Raw genomic sequence first — 14,397 nt, 5'->3', positions numbered from 1 at the left:
GGCGGGGCATTCCCCGCCTCTTACACCACATCTCTGCGCGCTACCGTTTGGGGCAGGCGCGAGGCGCGGAAACGATGCCTGGAGCGGCGGAGCGGCTTGAAATTCATCTCTAGAGGTCTTCATTGGCTGCGCCAGAAGTGCCTCAAGGTGCCGGTGCAAAAGGAGCGTCCCTAACTGCCGCAGGGGGCGTCGGCCACGGCCGACGCCCCCTGCGGGTGGAAGCAGATTTGGCCGCGTGTTACTTGTCGGTGCCCAGCTTGTGTGGTTTGTAGGCGAGGGCATTGACGAGTGCGTCGGCGGCGGATTTGACGGCTGCCGGCTGCGGATCGTTGACGTGGTCCTCGGGGTGCACGGGCAGGTCTTTCTTGACCGCATCGTGGATCAGGTTGAGGTATTCGGTCACGCCGGTGGTCGACAGGTGCGTGCCGTCGCCGTCGAACAGGTCGTTGCGGTTGGCGCTGTACCCGTACCAGTCGACAACGCGTACATTCTTGTAGCGCGTGGCGGCGTTGGCGATGGCCTGGTTCGTGGACCCGACCCACGGCTGCGGGCTACGCGTGTTTACAAACACGACAATGCGCTGCTCGCCGGCGTCGGCCATGATCGCGTCGACCTGGGCGTCCGTTACCAAACCGTTGGTGCCCAGGGCAAAGACCACGATCTTGCCGGCAAGGTTCTGCTGGATATAGCCCTCAAATGTCGCGCGGCCAGCATCAAACTGGCGGCCCTTTTCGGCATCGATATGGCTGTGCGGGAACACGCCGTCAAAGGAATCAACGGCGCGCAGCGACACGGAGTCACCGATCATCAACAGGTCGTAGGAGCCATCGGGGAAGCCGTCGTTGTCCTTGTCGGTGTCGTCGGCCGCCTGCTGGTCGGTGGGCGCGGTGTTTTTGGCTTCCTTGTTCAGAACTTCGGCGCCCTCGCCGCTCAGCGCAGACGTCTCGGGCACAAAAATCAGGCCGCCCAGTGCAACGACCAACACGACAGCGCAGGCCGCGCAGACAGGGACGTGCGCGCGAGCCCAGTTGGCGGGCGTGGTGGTGCCATCGCGGAATTCGGCGACGGTGCGGCCGAAGGCGCCCTTCCTAAACGGCGTTTCGATAAAGCGATAGGAGCACTCGGCTACGGCGACCACCAGCAGCACCTGCAAAATGTACTGCCACCAGGGCGTATCGTTGATGTTGGCGACCGGGTTCATGAGCAACAGCAGCGGATAGTGCCACAGGTAGATGCTGTACGAGCGCTTGCCGACCCACACGAGCGGCTCGGCTGACAGCGCGCGGGCAACCATTCCCTGGGGCTGCACGCATGCCGCAATAACCATGAGCGTGAGGATGGAGCATAACAGCGTGCCGCCGCGATACTGGAACGCGGTGTAGCCGTTGGTGAGCGCGACCATGGCGGCAAGGCCAACCAGACCCACGACGCCCAACACATCGATGGATGCGGGCGAGGACCAAAAGCGCACGAGGGCGCTCGGCTGTGCCGGAGCGGTCTCGGCTGCTTCGTCGGCCTTCTCGCCAGACTTGCCCTCGGCGTTCTTGCCGTGCTTGGCGGCGCCAGCCAGGCGATTGAGCCCCAAACGATGTGCGAGACGCACCGGCGCCAGGTCGCGATCGGGGATAAAGGCCATCCAGGCGCCCAGCAGCAGCGAGAACACGCGGGTGTCGGTGCCGTAGTACACGCGGCTGGGGTCGGCGGCAGGGTTGTAAAGCACCATCATGGCGAGGGCAGATGCCGCGGCAAGGCCCAGAACCACGCGGCGCGTGTTGGGCTTGCTCACATGCATGGATACCATGGCAAACAGCAGTGGCGGCCAAATCAGGTAGAACTGTTCCTCGATGGCAAGCGACCAAAAGTGCGTGAGCGGCGAGGGGTCGCCCAGGGCATTGAAGTACGAGACGTTTTGGGCAATCTGCCACCAGTTGTTGAAGAACAGCAGCGACGGTAGGATGTCGGGGCGCATCTTGGTGAGCATCACGTGGTTAAAGATGGTGCACAGCGCGCAGGTCACGAACACTACCGTTACCACGGCAGGGACCAGGCGACGGATGCGGCGAATCCAGAAGCTCTTAAGGTCGATGCGGCCGGTCCTAGCGACTTCGTTGAGCAGCAAGCGCGTGATCAGATAGCCCGAAAGCACAAAGAAGATCGTGACGCCGAGCAGGCCGCCCTGAGCCCACGTGAGGTTGAGGTGATAGAGCGCCACCGCGACGACGGCGAGCGTACGCAGACCGTCGAGCGCAGGAATGTAGCGAGATTTGGGGCGAGCGGTCGCCTGCTGGTCGGTAGCGGACGAGCGTGTGGCGCCGGTGTTGGTCTTGGCTGCATAGGCACCCTTGTTGGTGGGCGTTCGATGCGGGCTCGGGCCGCGTCGCGACTCGCCGGTGCGGCGGTCGGCGTGCGGGCGTTCGTGCGGCGCCTGGTTATCAGGCGCGCGGCGCGGGCCGCGTGGGCTCGATTGTGGGAATTGCTCCATAAAACATCATCCAATGACGAGAATAATCGGCACATATTCATTGTAGCTGCCTGCTCCTGTGAATGCTTGCTGCTGGCGCAACCTCAAGGGTGCGTTCACATCAAAGTGAACTAAAGTTATAGGGGTGCGAGAGCGCGCGATCGACGCCGACGGTGGGCGTAAGGCCTGCAGACGAGGAGGTTTCCATGGCAGACAACGGCATTGTTGCGGTGTTCGGCAGTATGAACATGGACCTTTCGGTGGCGTGCGAGCGCATGCCGCGCGCGGGCGAGACCGTCGGTGGCGGCGGTTTTATCACCAATGCTGGTGGCAAGGGCGCTAACCAGGCCGTCGCCGCCGCGCGCATGGGTGCGCACACGTGCATGATCGGCGCGGTCGGGCGCGATGCGTTTGGCGATGCGCTGGTGGCGGGGCTTCAGGATGCCGGCGTGGGCGTTGAGTTCGTGGCGCGGCGCGACGACGTGGAGACGGGCACGGCGACCATCATTCGCTGTGAGAGCGACAACCGCATCGTGCTGTCGCCGGGTGCCAACCATGCGCTTGCAGGCGATGATGTGGCCTGTGCGCTGAGGCGCCTGGTGGCCGATGGGCTCGACGGAGGCGCCAGAGAGATTGCCCCGGCTGCCGGAAGCGTCTTTATCGCCCAGGGCGAATGTGACCTTGCGGCGACGGCCGCAGCGCTCTCTTGCGCCCACAGGCTGGGGTTCTATACGGTCTTTAACCCCGCACCGGCCTGCGCCCTGCCGGCGGGTGCGTGGCCCGCAGTCGACCTGGTCTGCCCCAACGAGACCGAATGCCAGGCGTTGACGGGCATTCTGCCCGCAGATGACGCGAGTTGTGTCGAAGCGCTTAATGCCCTGCTCGGCAAAGGCGCTGGCGCCGCGGTCATTACGCTGGGCGGTGCCGGCTCGGTTACGCTCGGTGATGACGGCGAGCTGCTGCGCATGCCGGCGCTTTCGAGCTCGGTGGTCGACACCACGGCGGCCGGCGATACGTTTATCGGCGCGTTGGCGGCGGCTCGCCTAGAGGGCTTGCCGCTCTTTGAGTGCATGGCCGCGGGTGCTCGCGCCTCGGCGGTGACGGTGTCGCGCCTGGGCGCTCAGCAATCGATTCCCACGCGTGCCGAAGTTGAACATTGGTTTGGTTAAACGATAAAGACGGAGAAGCGGAGTAGAACAATGGCAACCAAGAAGCTGATCCTTGATCTGGATATGGGTGTGGACGATGCGATGGCGCTGGCCTATGCCATCGCGAGCCCCGAGGTGGAGCTCGTGGGCATCACCACGTGCTTTGGCAACGTGCGCGTCGAGCAATCGGCGCACAACTGCCTGGCGGTGCTCGATCTGCTGGGTCGCCCCGAGGTTCCGGTGTACCTGGGCGCCGATCGCCCCATTAAGGCGACTGAGCCCTATACACCGCCGGCGTCCACCACGCTCATTCACGGCAAGAACGGCATTGGCGGGGCGAGCGTGCCCGCGTCGCCATACGAGCCGGTGGGGGCGACGTCGGCCGACGGTAACGCGGCGGTCGATTACCTGATTGATGCCGCGCGCACTTATGGCCCCGATCTGATCTACGTGGCGACCGGTCCGCTCTCCAACCTGGCACTTGCCCTGGAGCGCGATGCGGCGGCGATAATGTCTATCGGCCGCGTGGTCGTGATGGGCGGTGCGCTCACCGTGCCCGGAAACGTGAGCGCGGGCGCCGAGGCCAACATGGCAAGTGATCCCGAGGCGGCCGATGCCGTGCTGCGTTCGGGCCGCAAGCTCACTATGGTGGGTCTGGATGTGACGCATCGCGTGGTGCTCACGCGTCGCGACATTGCCGGCTGGACGGGCTCGGGCACCATGGCGGGCTGCGCATTTGCGAGCATGGTGGAGCACTACATTAGCTCGTACGAGATGAACGCCCCCTACCTGGGTGGCTGCGCGCTGCACGATCCGCTTGCCGTCGCCGTGGCGATTGACCCCACGCTCGTGGGCGCACTCGGCTGTAACCTGCGCGTCGACCTACTGGGCGAGTATCGCGGCCGCACCATCTGCGACGAGCACCGTCTGTCCGATCCAGATAAGAGCGCGCTCGTGGCGCTCACCGTGGACGCCCCACGCTTCCTGTCCGAGTTCAAGGCGCGTATGGCCCGCGTCCTGGGCTAAATGTTTTTCACGCCCCGCCCCAAGTAGTCAATTTGGGACGGGGCTTTTTTAGCTACCGAGCAAATGTGCCCGTTGGGGGAATAGTCGCGTCGCTTCGCTTGACAACAGGCTAAACTAGCTATTAAACATTTACTATTCTGTTTAGATTGAATTTGCGGTCGTTTAGTTGTCGAGTCACGGGGCGGTCAGGCCACGATGCTCGACCGCGACCGCTACTAGGGGGAACAATGGCCAAAGCAAGTGTTCGCGAAATCAGCCGCATCACCGGTTTTTCGCCTGCGACCGTGTCCAACGCGCTTAACCGCAAGCGCAGCGTGAGCGAGGAGACCGCCAAGGTCATCCTGGAGTGCGCGCAGTCGCTCGGCTATCAGCAGTCGACGCAGCTCGAGAGCATCCAGTTTGTGCTCGCGCGCAAGACGGGCGCCATCCTGGACGAGAGCACCTTCCACCCCGCGGTCATCGAGGGCGTGGAGCGCCAGGCGCGTCGCCACGGCATGAGCACGAGCTTTGTCTCGCTCGACTTTAGCGACCTGGACGCCGTGCGCCCGCAGGTCGAGGGCCTGATCGCCGACCCGTCGGCCGCCATCGTGCTGATGGGTACCGAGCTGGGTGAGGAAGACTATGCCTTGTTCGCCAACGCTGCCGCCCACTTGATCGTGCTCGATGGCTGGAGCGATCGTCAGTACTTCGATGCCGTAGTCATTGCCAACACCGACTCGGTGCTGCGCGCCGTGGACTACCTTATCGAGAAGGGTCACAAGCAAATCGGCTATCTGGCAGGCGACCTTCGCATCCGCAACTTTAAGGATCGCGAGCGCGGCTATCGCCAAGCGCTTGAGGATGCGGACCTTGAGGCCAACCCGACATGGCGCGTCACATTGGGCACCACGCTCGAAGGTGCTTATCGCGACATGGGCGCATGGCTCGACAGCGTCTCGCGCGACGACCTGCCGACGGCTTTCTTTGCCGAAAACGACGTGCTCGCCGTAGGCGCCATGCGCGCGCTGAACGAGCACGGCATACGTGTCCCCGAGGATGTCTCAATCATCGGCTTTGACGATCTGTCTTTGGGCGCCTTCTCCAATCCGCCGCTCACCACGGTGCACGTTCCCAAGCACGAGGTGGGCGAGATCGCGGTGCGCCGCCTGGTGGGCAACATCCGCAATCCCAAGAGCTATACCTGCAAGACGGCCGTGTCGACCTATTTTGTCGAGCGCCAAAGCGTGCGTGAGATCTAGGCAAAGGCAACGCTGGGCCGTAGGGAGGCAAAGCTCGCTAAGGCAGCCATACATAACGCTACTAAGAGAGGGTCCTTTGGGCCCTCTTTTTGATGCCCTTGTATGTTCAGTTTGTTTACATACCGTTTAGGCTGATTTCTCTACCGTCTACGGGTATTTCGCGTTAAACTTCTAAACAGTAGAGTAAAACATTTAGTAAACAGAACAAAACGAAACATGCGTCTGTTTACTGAACATGTGATTAGGGGAGGACGTACATGGACAAGATCAAGCTCGGCTTTGTGCCCACGCGCCGCAGTATCTTTAGCGCGCCGGACGCAATCAAGTATCGCGGCCTGACGGCTGATCGCCTGCGCGAGATCGGCGTCGACATCGTGGATATCGACGACATCAATGAAGAGGGCCTGCTGTTCGACGACAGCCATATCGAGCCCATCGTCAAGAAATTCCGCGCCGAGGGCGTCGATGGCATTATGCTGTGCCACGCCAACTTTGGCACCGAGTACGTTTGCGCTCGCCTTGCCCGCGAGCTCGGTCTACCCGTACTGCTGTGGGGTCCGCGCGACGAGCGCCCCGAGCCCGACGGCACACGCCTGCGCGATAGCCAGTGCGGCCTGTTCGCCACCGGCAAGGTCCTGCGCCGCTTCCAGGTTCCCTTCACCTACATGACCAACTGCCGCCTGACCGACCCCGAGTTCGAGCGCGGCGTTTGGGACTTTTTGGCCGTTTGCAACGTGGTCAAGACCTTCAAGCACACCCGCATCCTGCAGATGGCCACCCGTCCGTTCGACTTCTGGTCGACCATGTGCAACGAGGGCGAGCTGCTCGAGAAGTTCAACATCCAGCTTTCGCCTATCCCCATGACCGAACTTGTCCAGGCTGTGCGCGACGCCCAGGCCGACGAGCAGGCCATGGCCGCCATGCTTGCCCACATCAACGACAGCTTTGAGATCTGCATCCCCGAAGACAAGGTTCCTGCGGTCGCAGGACTCGCCATTGCCATGAAGCGCCTGGTCGAGAAGTACGGCTGCAACGCCGGCGCCATCCAGTGCTGGAACGCCCTGCAGGACGAGTTGGGCATTATGCCCTGCGCCGCCAACGCAATCCTCAACGAGATGGGCATCCCCATCGTCTGCGAGACCGACATCCATGGCGCTATCACCGCGCTGATGGTCGAGGCCGCCGACCTGGGCCGTCACCGCGGCATGTTCGCCGACTGGACCGTGCGTCATCCCGATAACGAGAACGGCGAGCTGCTGCAGCACTGCGGCCCCTGGCCCTGCAGCTGCGCGGCCGTCAAGCCCAAGCTCACCTATCCGCTGGCCTTCGATCACCCCGGCGCGCTGACGGCCGAGGCCAAGCACGGCGACCTCACCCTTGCCCGCTTTGACGGCGACAACGGCGAGTACTCGCTGCTGCTGGGCAACGCCCGCGGCATCGACGGCCCGGCCGGCATGGGCACCTACCTGTGGGTCGAGGTCGACAACCTCAAGCGCCTCGAGGCCAAGATCGTCGAGGGTCCCTACATCCACCACTGCGTCGCCATTCACGCCAACGTGGTGCCGGTGCTCTACGAGGCGTGCAAGTACATCGGCATTGTCCCCGACCTGTACGACCCCATCGAAGAAGACGTCAAAGCTTACCTGCGAGGAGAGTAGAAATGGCAACTATCGAAGAGCTTGAGTCCCTGCGTTGGGACCTTCGACGCGATTGCGTCGATATCATCATGGCTGGCGCTGGCGGGCACATCGGCGGCGACATGTCGGTCATCGATGCGCTGATGACCCTCTATGCCAACCACCTCAACATTTCTCCCGAGACCGTCGACGATCCCAACCGCGATCGCTTCGTACTCTCCAAGGGCCACGCCATGGAGGCCTACTACGCGGTGCTCTGCCACGAGGGCTATCTGGACCTCGACGACGTCAAGGCCCGCTTCTCTAAGTTCGGCAGCCCCTACATCGGCCACCCCAACAACAAGCTCAAGGGCATCGAGATGAACTCGGGCTCGCTGGGTCATGGCCTGCCCGTGGCCGTCGGGATGGCGCTTGCCGGCAAGATGGATGGCCGCGACTACCGCGTCTACACCATCATGGGCGACGGCGAGCTTGCCGAGGGCTCGGTCTGGGAGGGCGCCATGAGCGGCGGCAACTACCAGCTCGATAACCTGTGCGCGCTCGTGGACCGCAACCGCCTGCAGATCAGCGGCAGCACCGAGGACGTCATGAAGCAGGATTCGCAGGAGGAGCGCTGGGCCGCCTTCGGTTGGAACGTGCTGTCCATTCCGGGCAACGACGTCCAGGCCATCGACGCCGCGCTGACGCTGGCCGCCGAGACCAAGGGTAAGCCCACGGTCATCATCCTCAACACAGTGAAGGGCTACGGCTCGCCGGTTATGGAGGACAAGGCCGCCTGGCATCATCACCTGCCCAACGATGAGGAATATGCCCAGATCATCGCCGATTTCGCTGCCCATAAGGAGGCCATCAATGGCTAACAAGATCGCCAACCGCAAGGCTATCTGCGACACGCTGCTCGAGGCCGCCGCAACCGATAAAGACATCGTCGTCCTGTGCTCCGACTCCCGCGGCTCTGCATCGCTCACGCCGTTCTTTGACCAGTATCCCCAGCAGTCCGTTGAGGTCGGCATTGCCGAGCAGGACCTGGTGAGCATCGCCGCCGGCATGGCCTCGTGCGGCAAGAAGGCCTGGGCCGCCTCGCCGGCGTCCTTTGTGACCACGCGCTCGTATGAACAGTGCAAGGTCGACGTTTCGTACTCCAACACCAACGTCAAGCTCATCGGCATCTCGGGCGGCGTGTCCTACGGCGCCTTAGGCATGAGCCATCACTCCGCGCAGGATATCGCCGCCATGAGCGCGATTCCCAACATGCGCGTGTATCTGCCGAGCGATCGCTTCCAGACCGCCGAGCTCGTGCGTGCCCTGGTCGCCGACAACAAGCCGGCCTACATCCGCGTGGGCCGCAACCCGGTGGAGGACGTGTACACTGAGGACGAGTGCCCGTTCCAGATGGATCGCGCCACCTGGGTGCGCCGCGGCACCGATGTGACGATCGTCGCTACCGGTGAGATGGTCCGCCACGCCGTGGACGCCGCCGATCTGCTGGCCGAGCAGGGCATCTCGGCGACGGTGCTCGATATGTACTGCGTCAAACCGCTCGATGCCGAGGCCGTGATCGAGGCCGCCGGTGCCACGCGCGCCGTCGTGACCGTCGAGGAGCACAGTCCCTTCGGCGGCCTGGGTTCCATGGTCGCGCGGGTCGTGGGTGAGCACTGCCCGCGTCCGGTCAAGTGCCTCTCCCTGCCCGATGCGCCGGTCATCACCGGCACGAGCCCCGAGGTCTTCGCGCACTACGGCCTGACGGGCGAGGGAATCGCCAAGACGGTCGCCGAGGTCCTTCCCGCAGAGTAATTGGTGCATCGGGGACAGGTTTGCACCAATCCTTTTAGGTTGAATTCTGAGCAGGCCGGCTGCGCTCTCATGAGCCGGTCGGCCACTCGCTCCTTGTCCGTCGGGTTTTAGTTTTGAATCGACGGGGGAGACAGGAGAGTACATGAGCAAATACATCATCGGAATCGATCAGTCCACACAGGGTACTAAGGCGCTGCTGGTGGACGAGGGCGGCCATCTGATCCATCGCGCCGACCGCTCACATCGCCAGATTGTCAACGAGGCCGGCTGGGTGAGCCACGACCCGGCCGAGATCGCCGCCAACGTGCTGGCTGTGGCACGCACCGTGGTGGAGGAGACCGGGGTCGATCCGGCAGACATCGCCGGCGTTGGCATTTCCAACCAGCGCGAGACCACCGTTGCCTGGAGCCGCACGACGGGCGAGCCGCTGTGCGATGCCGTGGTGTGGCAGTGCGCCCGCGCCCGCGAGCTGTGCGACGAGCTGGCTGCGCGCGAAGGCGTGGCCGAGCTGGTGCGTGACACGACGGGTCTGGTGCTCTCGCCCTACTATCCGGCGGGCAAGATGGCCTGGATCCTCGCGAACGTTCCCGCGGCTGCCGAGGCCGCGGCGGCGGGCGAGCTGTGCCTGGGCACCATCGATGCCTGGGTGGTCTGGACGCTCACGGGCGGCGCGGAGTTCCGCTGCGACTGGTCCAATGCCAGCCGCACGCAGCTTTTTGACCTGCGCCGTGGCTGCTGGAGCGAGCCGGTGTGCGAGGCCTTTGGTGTCAATCCGGCGTGCCTGCCGCAGGTGACCGATTCCGATGGCCTGTTCGGTACAACGGACCTGGGCGGCTTTTTGCCGGCGCCCGTGCCCATCCACGGCGTGCTCGGCGACAGCCATGCCGCCTTGTTTGCCCAGGGCTGCCATAGCCGCGGCATGGCCAAGGCGACCTATGGCACCGGCAGCTCGGTCATGATGAACGTCGGCGACGAGTTTGTCGCCAGCTCGCACGGGCTTTCGAGCTCGCTTGCGTGGCGTATGGACGGTGTGACCGAGTATGTTCTCGAGGGCAACGTGAGCTACGCCGGCGCCGTCAAGACGTGGCTGCGCGACGACCTGGAGCTCATCAACAATCCCGAGGAAGTCACCGACCTGTGCTACGCCGCCAATCCGGCGAGCCGCGTCTACTTTGTGCCGGCGTTCACTGGCCTGGGCGCGCCGCACTGGGCGAGCGATGCCGAGGGCTGCGTCTTTGGCATGACGCGCACCACGGGCCGTGCGGAGTTCGTAAAGGCCGCCGACGAGTCGATCGCCTATCAGATCTTCGACGTGATCGATGCGATGGTCGAGGATTCGGGCGCGGCACTGGCCGAGCTTCGTGTTGACGGCGGTCCCACGCGCGACGCGTACCTGATGCAGTTTGAGAGCGACCTGGTCGGCTCGCCCATCCGCATTGCGAGCAACGACGAGATGAGCGGTCTGGGTGCGGCTTGGGCCTGCGGCATTGCGCTGGGCATGTACACGCGCGATGTCGTTGACGTCTACGGCGCCCGCGGCATCGTGGAGCCTGCCATGCCTGCCGACGAGCGAGCCAAAAAGATCGCCGGCTGGCGTCACGCCGTCGACGCGACCATCGCCTACACTGCCTAGGCGGCTGCGCGGCGCCCGCAGGCTATTCCCGGGTAGCTCATTTGGGACGGGGCTTTTTTGACTGGTATGATTGGTGCGATCATTCGAACCAGCTAAAAGAGCCCCGTCCTAAATTGACTACCGAGAGGAACTGCCATGGAGCGTATCGCGAGTTTTTCCGTTGACCATCTGCTGCTCGAGCCCGGCGTGTATGTGAGCCGCATCGACCGCGATCCGGCGACCGGCGCCGCCGTCACCACCTTTGATCTGCGCCTGACCACGCCCAACAAGGAGCCGGTCATGAACACGGCCGAGTGCCACACCATCGAGCACCTGGGCGCGACGTTCCTTCGCAACCATGCCGAGTGGTCGAGCCGCATTGTCTACTTTGGTCCCATGGGCTGCCGCACGGGCTTTTACCTCGTCGTGTTTGGCGAGGTGACGAGCGAGGAGATCCTGCCGCTCGTGCGTGAGCTGTTCGAGTTTGTCGCCGGCTTTGAGGGCGATGTCCCCGGTGCCGCTCCCGAGGAGTGCGGTAACTATCTGGACCAGAACCTCCCCATGGCAAACTGGCTCGCGCGTCGCTATCTCGACCGCGACCTGGCCGATATCGATGAGAAGCACCTGCATTATCAGCAGGCGTAAGGGCTTTATCGCCCAAAGCGCGCGCATTGGGCGCCTTCGCTTATGCGGGGGCGCCTTTTTGTTGAGTGGTCGGGACGAGCGTTCAAAATCGCTCATGTTTGTTCTAGAATGTTCGTATAGTCACATTTACGAACAGGAGCGAACATGCACATCTATTCTGTCAACGATCCCGAGTTCAAATCCTATGGCAACGTTTGGGATGACGTTCCGTCCGAGCTCACGTTGCTCGTGCTCGAGGCGCTCTCTGCCACGCCCATCCCCGAAGGCAGCAAGTACGTAGCAAGCGCGCCGGAGCTCGAGAGCGTCAAGGGTGCCGATAAACTGGGCTTTCTCATGTTTGGCGGCCGCCCCTTCCAGCTCGGCTGGTGCAACGGCCACAACACGCAGCTCAACTGCCTGGAGTATCACCGCGCCAGCGAGTTTAACCTGGGCGCTCGCGACTTTATCCTGCTCGTGGCGCATCGCTGGGAGATCGAGGACGGCAAGCTCGACACCGCGTGCGTCAAGGCGTTCCGCGTGCCGGCGGGTACGGTCGTCGAAGTCTTCAACACCACGCTCCACTACACGCCCTGCATGGTCGACGACGGCGGCTTCCAGGTGATGGTGGCGCTGCCGGCGGGCACCAATGGCCCGCGCCCCGAGGCCGCAGCCGACATGCCTGCCGCCGGTGACAGCTACTGCTACTGGAAGGCCGACAAGTGGGTTCTCTGCCACGCAGATAGTCCCAAGGCTGCCGAGGGCGGCTACGTGGGCCTCGTCGGCAAGAACCTCGACATCGCCTGTGACTAGCATCTTCCGTCTCGATTTGTAACATCTAGCGGGCTAAATCGTCTCTACCTGTTACAGATTTAGACAAACTGCGGGGGGGCTGCCCGAAAATCTCGATCTGTAACACCAAGCCCGGTTTTGGCTGCCTACCTGTTACAGATCGAGACAAACCGCCCCAAACCACCACAAAGGTGCCTGTCCTCTTTGTGGTGGTTTGGGGCGGCGGTATCAGAAAGTGTCAGGCAGGGGCGGCTGCCGGGCCGCCGTGTGCGAAAAGAAGTGTCGGCCTGCGTCGTTGCCGTTGAGTAGCGCGCTGCTTACGGGGATACTGAAACCACGACAAACAGCGTGTGAAAGGATTGATGCATGGCTTTCCGTAAAGACTTCCTGTGGGGCGGCGCGACGGCTGCCAACCAGTGCGAGGGCGCTTACGACGTGGATGGCCGCGGCCTGGCCAACGTGGACGTGGCGCCGCACGGCCCCGAGCGCTATGCGGTGGTCTCCGGCCAGCGCAAGATGCTCGACTTCGAGGACGGCTATTACTACCCCGCGCAGACCGGCATCGATTTCTATCACCACTACAAGGAGGACATCGCCCTCTTTGCCGAGATGGGCTTTAAGACCTTCCGCATGAGCCTGGCCTGGACCCGCATCTTCCCCAACGGCGACGAGACTGAGCCCAACGAGGCCGGCCTGGCCTTCTACGAGGACGTGTTCCGCGAGTGTCAGGCGCACGGCATTGAGCCGCTCGTGACCATCACGCACTTCGACTGCCCGATTCACCTCATCAAGGAGTACGGCGGCTGGCGCAACCGCAAGCTCATCGACTTCTACAAGAACCTCGCGGCCACGATCTTCACCCGCTACAAGGGCCTGGTAAAGTACTGGCTTACCTTCAACGAGATCAATATGATCTTGCACCTGCCGTTTATGGGTGCCGGTCTGGTCTTTGAGGAGGGCGAGAACAAGGAGACCGTCGAGTACCTGGCCGCCCACAACGAGCTCGTCGCCAGCGCTTGGGCAACCAAGATCGCTCACGAGATCGACCCTGAGGTCAAGATCGGTTGCATGCTTGCCGCAGGTAGCTACTACCCCTACAGCTGCCGTCCGGGCGATGTGCGCCAGGCGCAGATTGACAACCAGAGCAACTATTTCTTCGTCGACGTTCAGAGCCGCGGCTACTACCCGGCCTATGCCGTCAAGAAGCTCGAGCGTTTGGGCATCGATGTGGGCATGACGGATGAGGACCGCGAGATCCTGGCCGCCAACACCGTCGACTTCATCAGCTTTAGCTATTACAGCACCCGTTGCTCCGCCGGTGCCGATAACCCCGATGTCGAGCGCACCCAGGGCAACGCCTTCGCCGGCGCCAAGAACCCCTACCTGCAGGAGAGCCAGTGGGGCTGGGCCATCGATCCGCTGGGCTTCCGCATCACCCTCAACGACCTGTACGACCGTTATCAGAAGCCGCTGTTTGTGGTCGAGAACGGTCTGGGCGCCAAGGATGTTGTCGAGGAGGATGGCTCCATCAACGACGACTACCGTATCGACTACCTGCGCCAGCATATCGCCGCGATGCGCGATGCGGTGACCGAGGACGGCGTTGACCTGCTGGGCTACACCACCTGGGGCCCGATCGACCTGGTGTCTGCCGGCACGGGCGAGATGTCCAAGCGCTACGGCTTTATCTATGTCGACCGCGATGATGCGGGCAACGGAACCCTCAAGCGTTCCAAAAAGAAGAGCTTCGACTGGTACAAACACGTCATCGAGACGAACGGCGAGGACCTGGCCTAAGGCTTCCCAACAACCATAGCCTCCTAACCAAAACGCCCGGCGAGCAGTTAATGCCCGCCGGGCGTTTTGTTAAAAGAAGTGAAAGCACTCATTGGGGACGTACTTAAATGAGTGCCCGCAGAATGAGAGTGGATAATCTCCCGTTTTTAGCCTGTTTGTGGGCTCAAAGTGGGAGATTATCCACTCTCGCCATTTGGGCGTCCAAAAATCCTCGCTCGTTTTGTCTTAGTCATTGGGTGTTCCTATAGTTTTGTCAACCTTCGACGCTACT

Annotated in this window: 11 protein-coding genes; 10 read left to right on the top strand and 1 reads right to left on the bottom strand. The window is 62.8% G+C overall.

The features are described 5' to 3' along the window. Window positions 1–238: 238 nt before the first annotated feature. Window positions 239–2,482, bottom strand: coding sequence for an acyltransferase family protein (locus DW171_RS09570; RefSeq protein ID WP_118271070.1), 2,244 nt, complete (start codon window positions 2,480–2,482; stop codon window positions 239–241). A 185-nt stretch (window positions 2,483–2,667) separates the two neighbouring features. Here DW171_RS09570 and DW171_RS09565 point away from each other — a divergent pair, with 185 nt between their 5' ends. The 10 genes from DW171_RS09565 to DW171_RS09520 all read left to right on the top strand — a co-directional run bounded on the left by DW171_RS09565 (window position 2,668) and on the right by DW171_RS09520 (window position 14,126). Then, window positions 2,668–3,630, top strand: coding sequence for a ribokinase (locus DW171_RS09565; protein ID WP_118271069.1), 963 nt, complete (start codon window positions 2,668–2,670; stop codon window positions 3,628–3,630). Between the two features lie 30 nt (window positions 3,631–3,660). Next, window positions 3,661–4,635 (top strand): nucleoside hydrolase, encoded by a 975-nt coding sequence (locus DW171_RS09560; RefSeq protein ID WP_118271068.1) that lies wholly within the window; start codon window positions 3,661–3,663, stop codon window positions 4,633–4,635. A gap of 227 nt (window positions 4,636–4,862) precedes the next feature. Further along, complete coding sequence (locus DW171_RS09555; protein ID WP_055252157.1) at window positions 4,863–5,873, top strand: LacI family DNA-binding transcriptional regulator; 1,011 nt, start codon at window positions 4,863–4,865, stop codon at window positions 5,871–5,873. 257 nt (window positions 5,874–6,130) lie between these two features. After that, complete coding sequence (locus tag DW171_RS09550) at window positions 6,131–7,531, top strand: L-fucose/L-arabinose isomerase family protein (protein ID WP_117564516.1); 1,401 nt, start codon at window positions 6,131–6,133, stop codon at window positions 7,529–7,531. A 2-nt stretch (window positions 7,532–7,533) separates the two neighbouring features. Next, window positions 7,534–8,370, top strand: a complete 837-nt coding sequence (locus tag DW171_RS09545; protein WP_197736868.1) for a transketolase — start codon at window positions 7,534–7,536, stop codon at window positions 8,368–8,370. Next, a complete protein-coding gene (locus DW171_RS09540) occupies window positions 8,363–9,304 on the top strand; it encodes a transketolase family protein (RefSeq protein WP_118271067.1) in 942 nt (313 codons plus the stop codon). Before DW171_RS09545 ends, DW171_RS09540 begins: the two co-directional genes overlap by 8 nt. A gap of 142 nt (window positions 9,305–9,446) precedes the next feature. Further along, window positions 9,447–10,937: a glycerol kinase GlpK gene (locus tag DW171_RS09535; RefSeq protein ID WP_117839927.1), complete on the top strand. Its 1,491-nt coding sequence runs from the start codon at window positions 9,447–9,449 to the stop codon at window positions 10,935–10,937. 135 nt (window positions 10,938–11,072) lie between these two features. After that, window positions 11,073–11,561: an S-ribosylhomocysteine lyase gene (locus tag DW171_RS09530; protein ID WP_117770240.1), complete on the top strand. Its 489-nt coding sequence runs from the start codon at window positions 11,073–11,075 to the stop codon at window positions 11,559–11,561. Between the two features lie 144 nt (window positions 11,562–11,705). Then, complete coding sequence (locus tag DW171_RS09525) at window positions 11,706–12,350, top strand: DUF4867 family protein (RefSeq protein ID WP_118271066.1); 645 nt, start codon at window positions 11,706–11,708, stop codon at window positions 12,348–12,350. A gap of 345 nt (window positions 12,351–12,695) precedes the next feature. Continuing rightward, the gene (locus tag DW171_RS09520) at window positions 12,696–14,126 is read left to right on the top strand and encodes a 6-phospho-beta-glucosidase (protein WP_118271065.1); all 1,431 of its coding nucleotides are present in this window, start codon (window positions 12,696–12,698) and stop codon (window positions 14,124–14,126) included. Window positions 14,127–14,397: the final 271 nt, after the last annotated feature.

This window comes from Collinsella sp. AM15-2, from assembly GCF_003471985.1.
GTDB lineage: Bacteria > Actinomycetota > Coriobacteriia > Coriobacteriales > Coriobacteriaceae > Collinsella.
Note: the sequence above shows the minus strand (reverse complement) of the source record. Positions and strands in the feature narration are given on the sequence as shown.

What these genes read in the sequence shown, in the direction of transcription:
- DW171_RS09570 (WP_118271070.1), bottom strand. Translation starts at nt 2,482, where the DNA reads ATGGAGCAATTCCCACAATCGAGCCCACGCGGCCCGCGCCGCGCGCCT.
- DW171_RS09565 (WP_118271069.1), top strand. Translation starts at nt 2,668, where the DNA reads ATGGCAGACAACGGCATTGTTGCGGTGTTCGGCAGTATGAACATGGAC.
- DW171_RS09560 (WP_118271068.1), top strand. Translation starts at nt 3,661, where the DNA reads ATGGCAACCAAGAAGCTGATCCTTGATCTGGATATGGGTGTGGACGAT.
- DW171_RS09555 (WP_055252157.1), top strand. Translation starts at nt 4,863, where the DNA reads ATGGCCAAAGCAAGTGTTCGCGAAATCAGCCGCATCACCGGTTTTTCG.
- DW171_RS09550 (WP_117564516.1), top strand. Translation starts at nt 6,131, where the DNA reads ATGGACAAGATCAAGCTCGGCTTTGTGCCCACGCGCCGCAGTATCTTT.
- DW171_RS09545 (WP_197736868.1), top strand. Translation starts at nt 7,534, where the DNA reads ATGGCAACTATCGAAGAGCTTGAGTCCCTGCGTTGGGACCTTCGACGC.
- DW171_RS09540 (WP_118271067.1), top strand. Translation starts at nt 8,363, where the DNA reads ATGGCTAACAAGATCGCCAACCGCAAGGCTATCTGCGACACGCTGCTC.
- DW171_RS09535 (WP_117839927.1), top strand. Translation starts at nt 9,447, where the DNA reads ATGAGCAAATACATCATCGGAATCGATCAGTCCACACAGGGTACTAAG.
- DW171_RS09530 (WP_117770240.1), top strand. Translation starts at nt 11,073, where the DNA reads ATGGAGCGTATCGCGAGTTTTTCCGTTGACCATCTGCTGCTCGAGCCC.
- DW171_RS09525 (WP_118271066.1), top strand. Translation starts at nt 11,706, where the DNA reads ATGCACATCTATTCTGTCAACGATCCCGAGTTCAAATCCTATGGCAAC.
- DW171_RS09520 (WP_118271065.1), top strand. Translation starts at nt 12,696, where the DNA reads ATGGCTTTCCGTAAAGACTTCCTGTGGGGCGGCGCGACGGCTGCCAAC.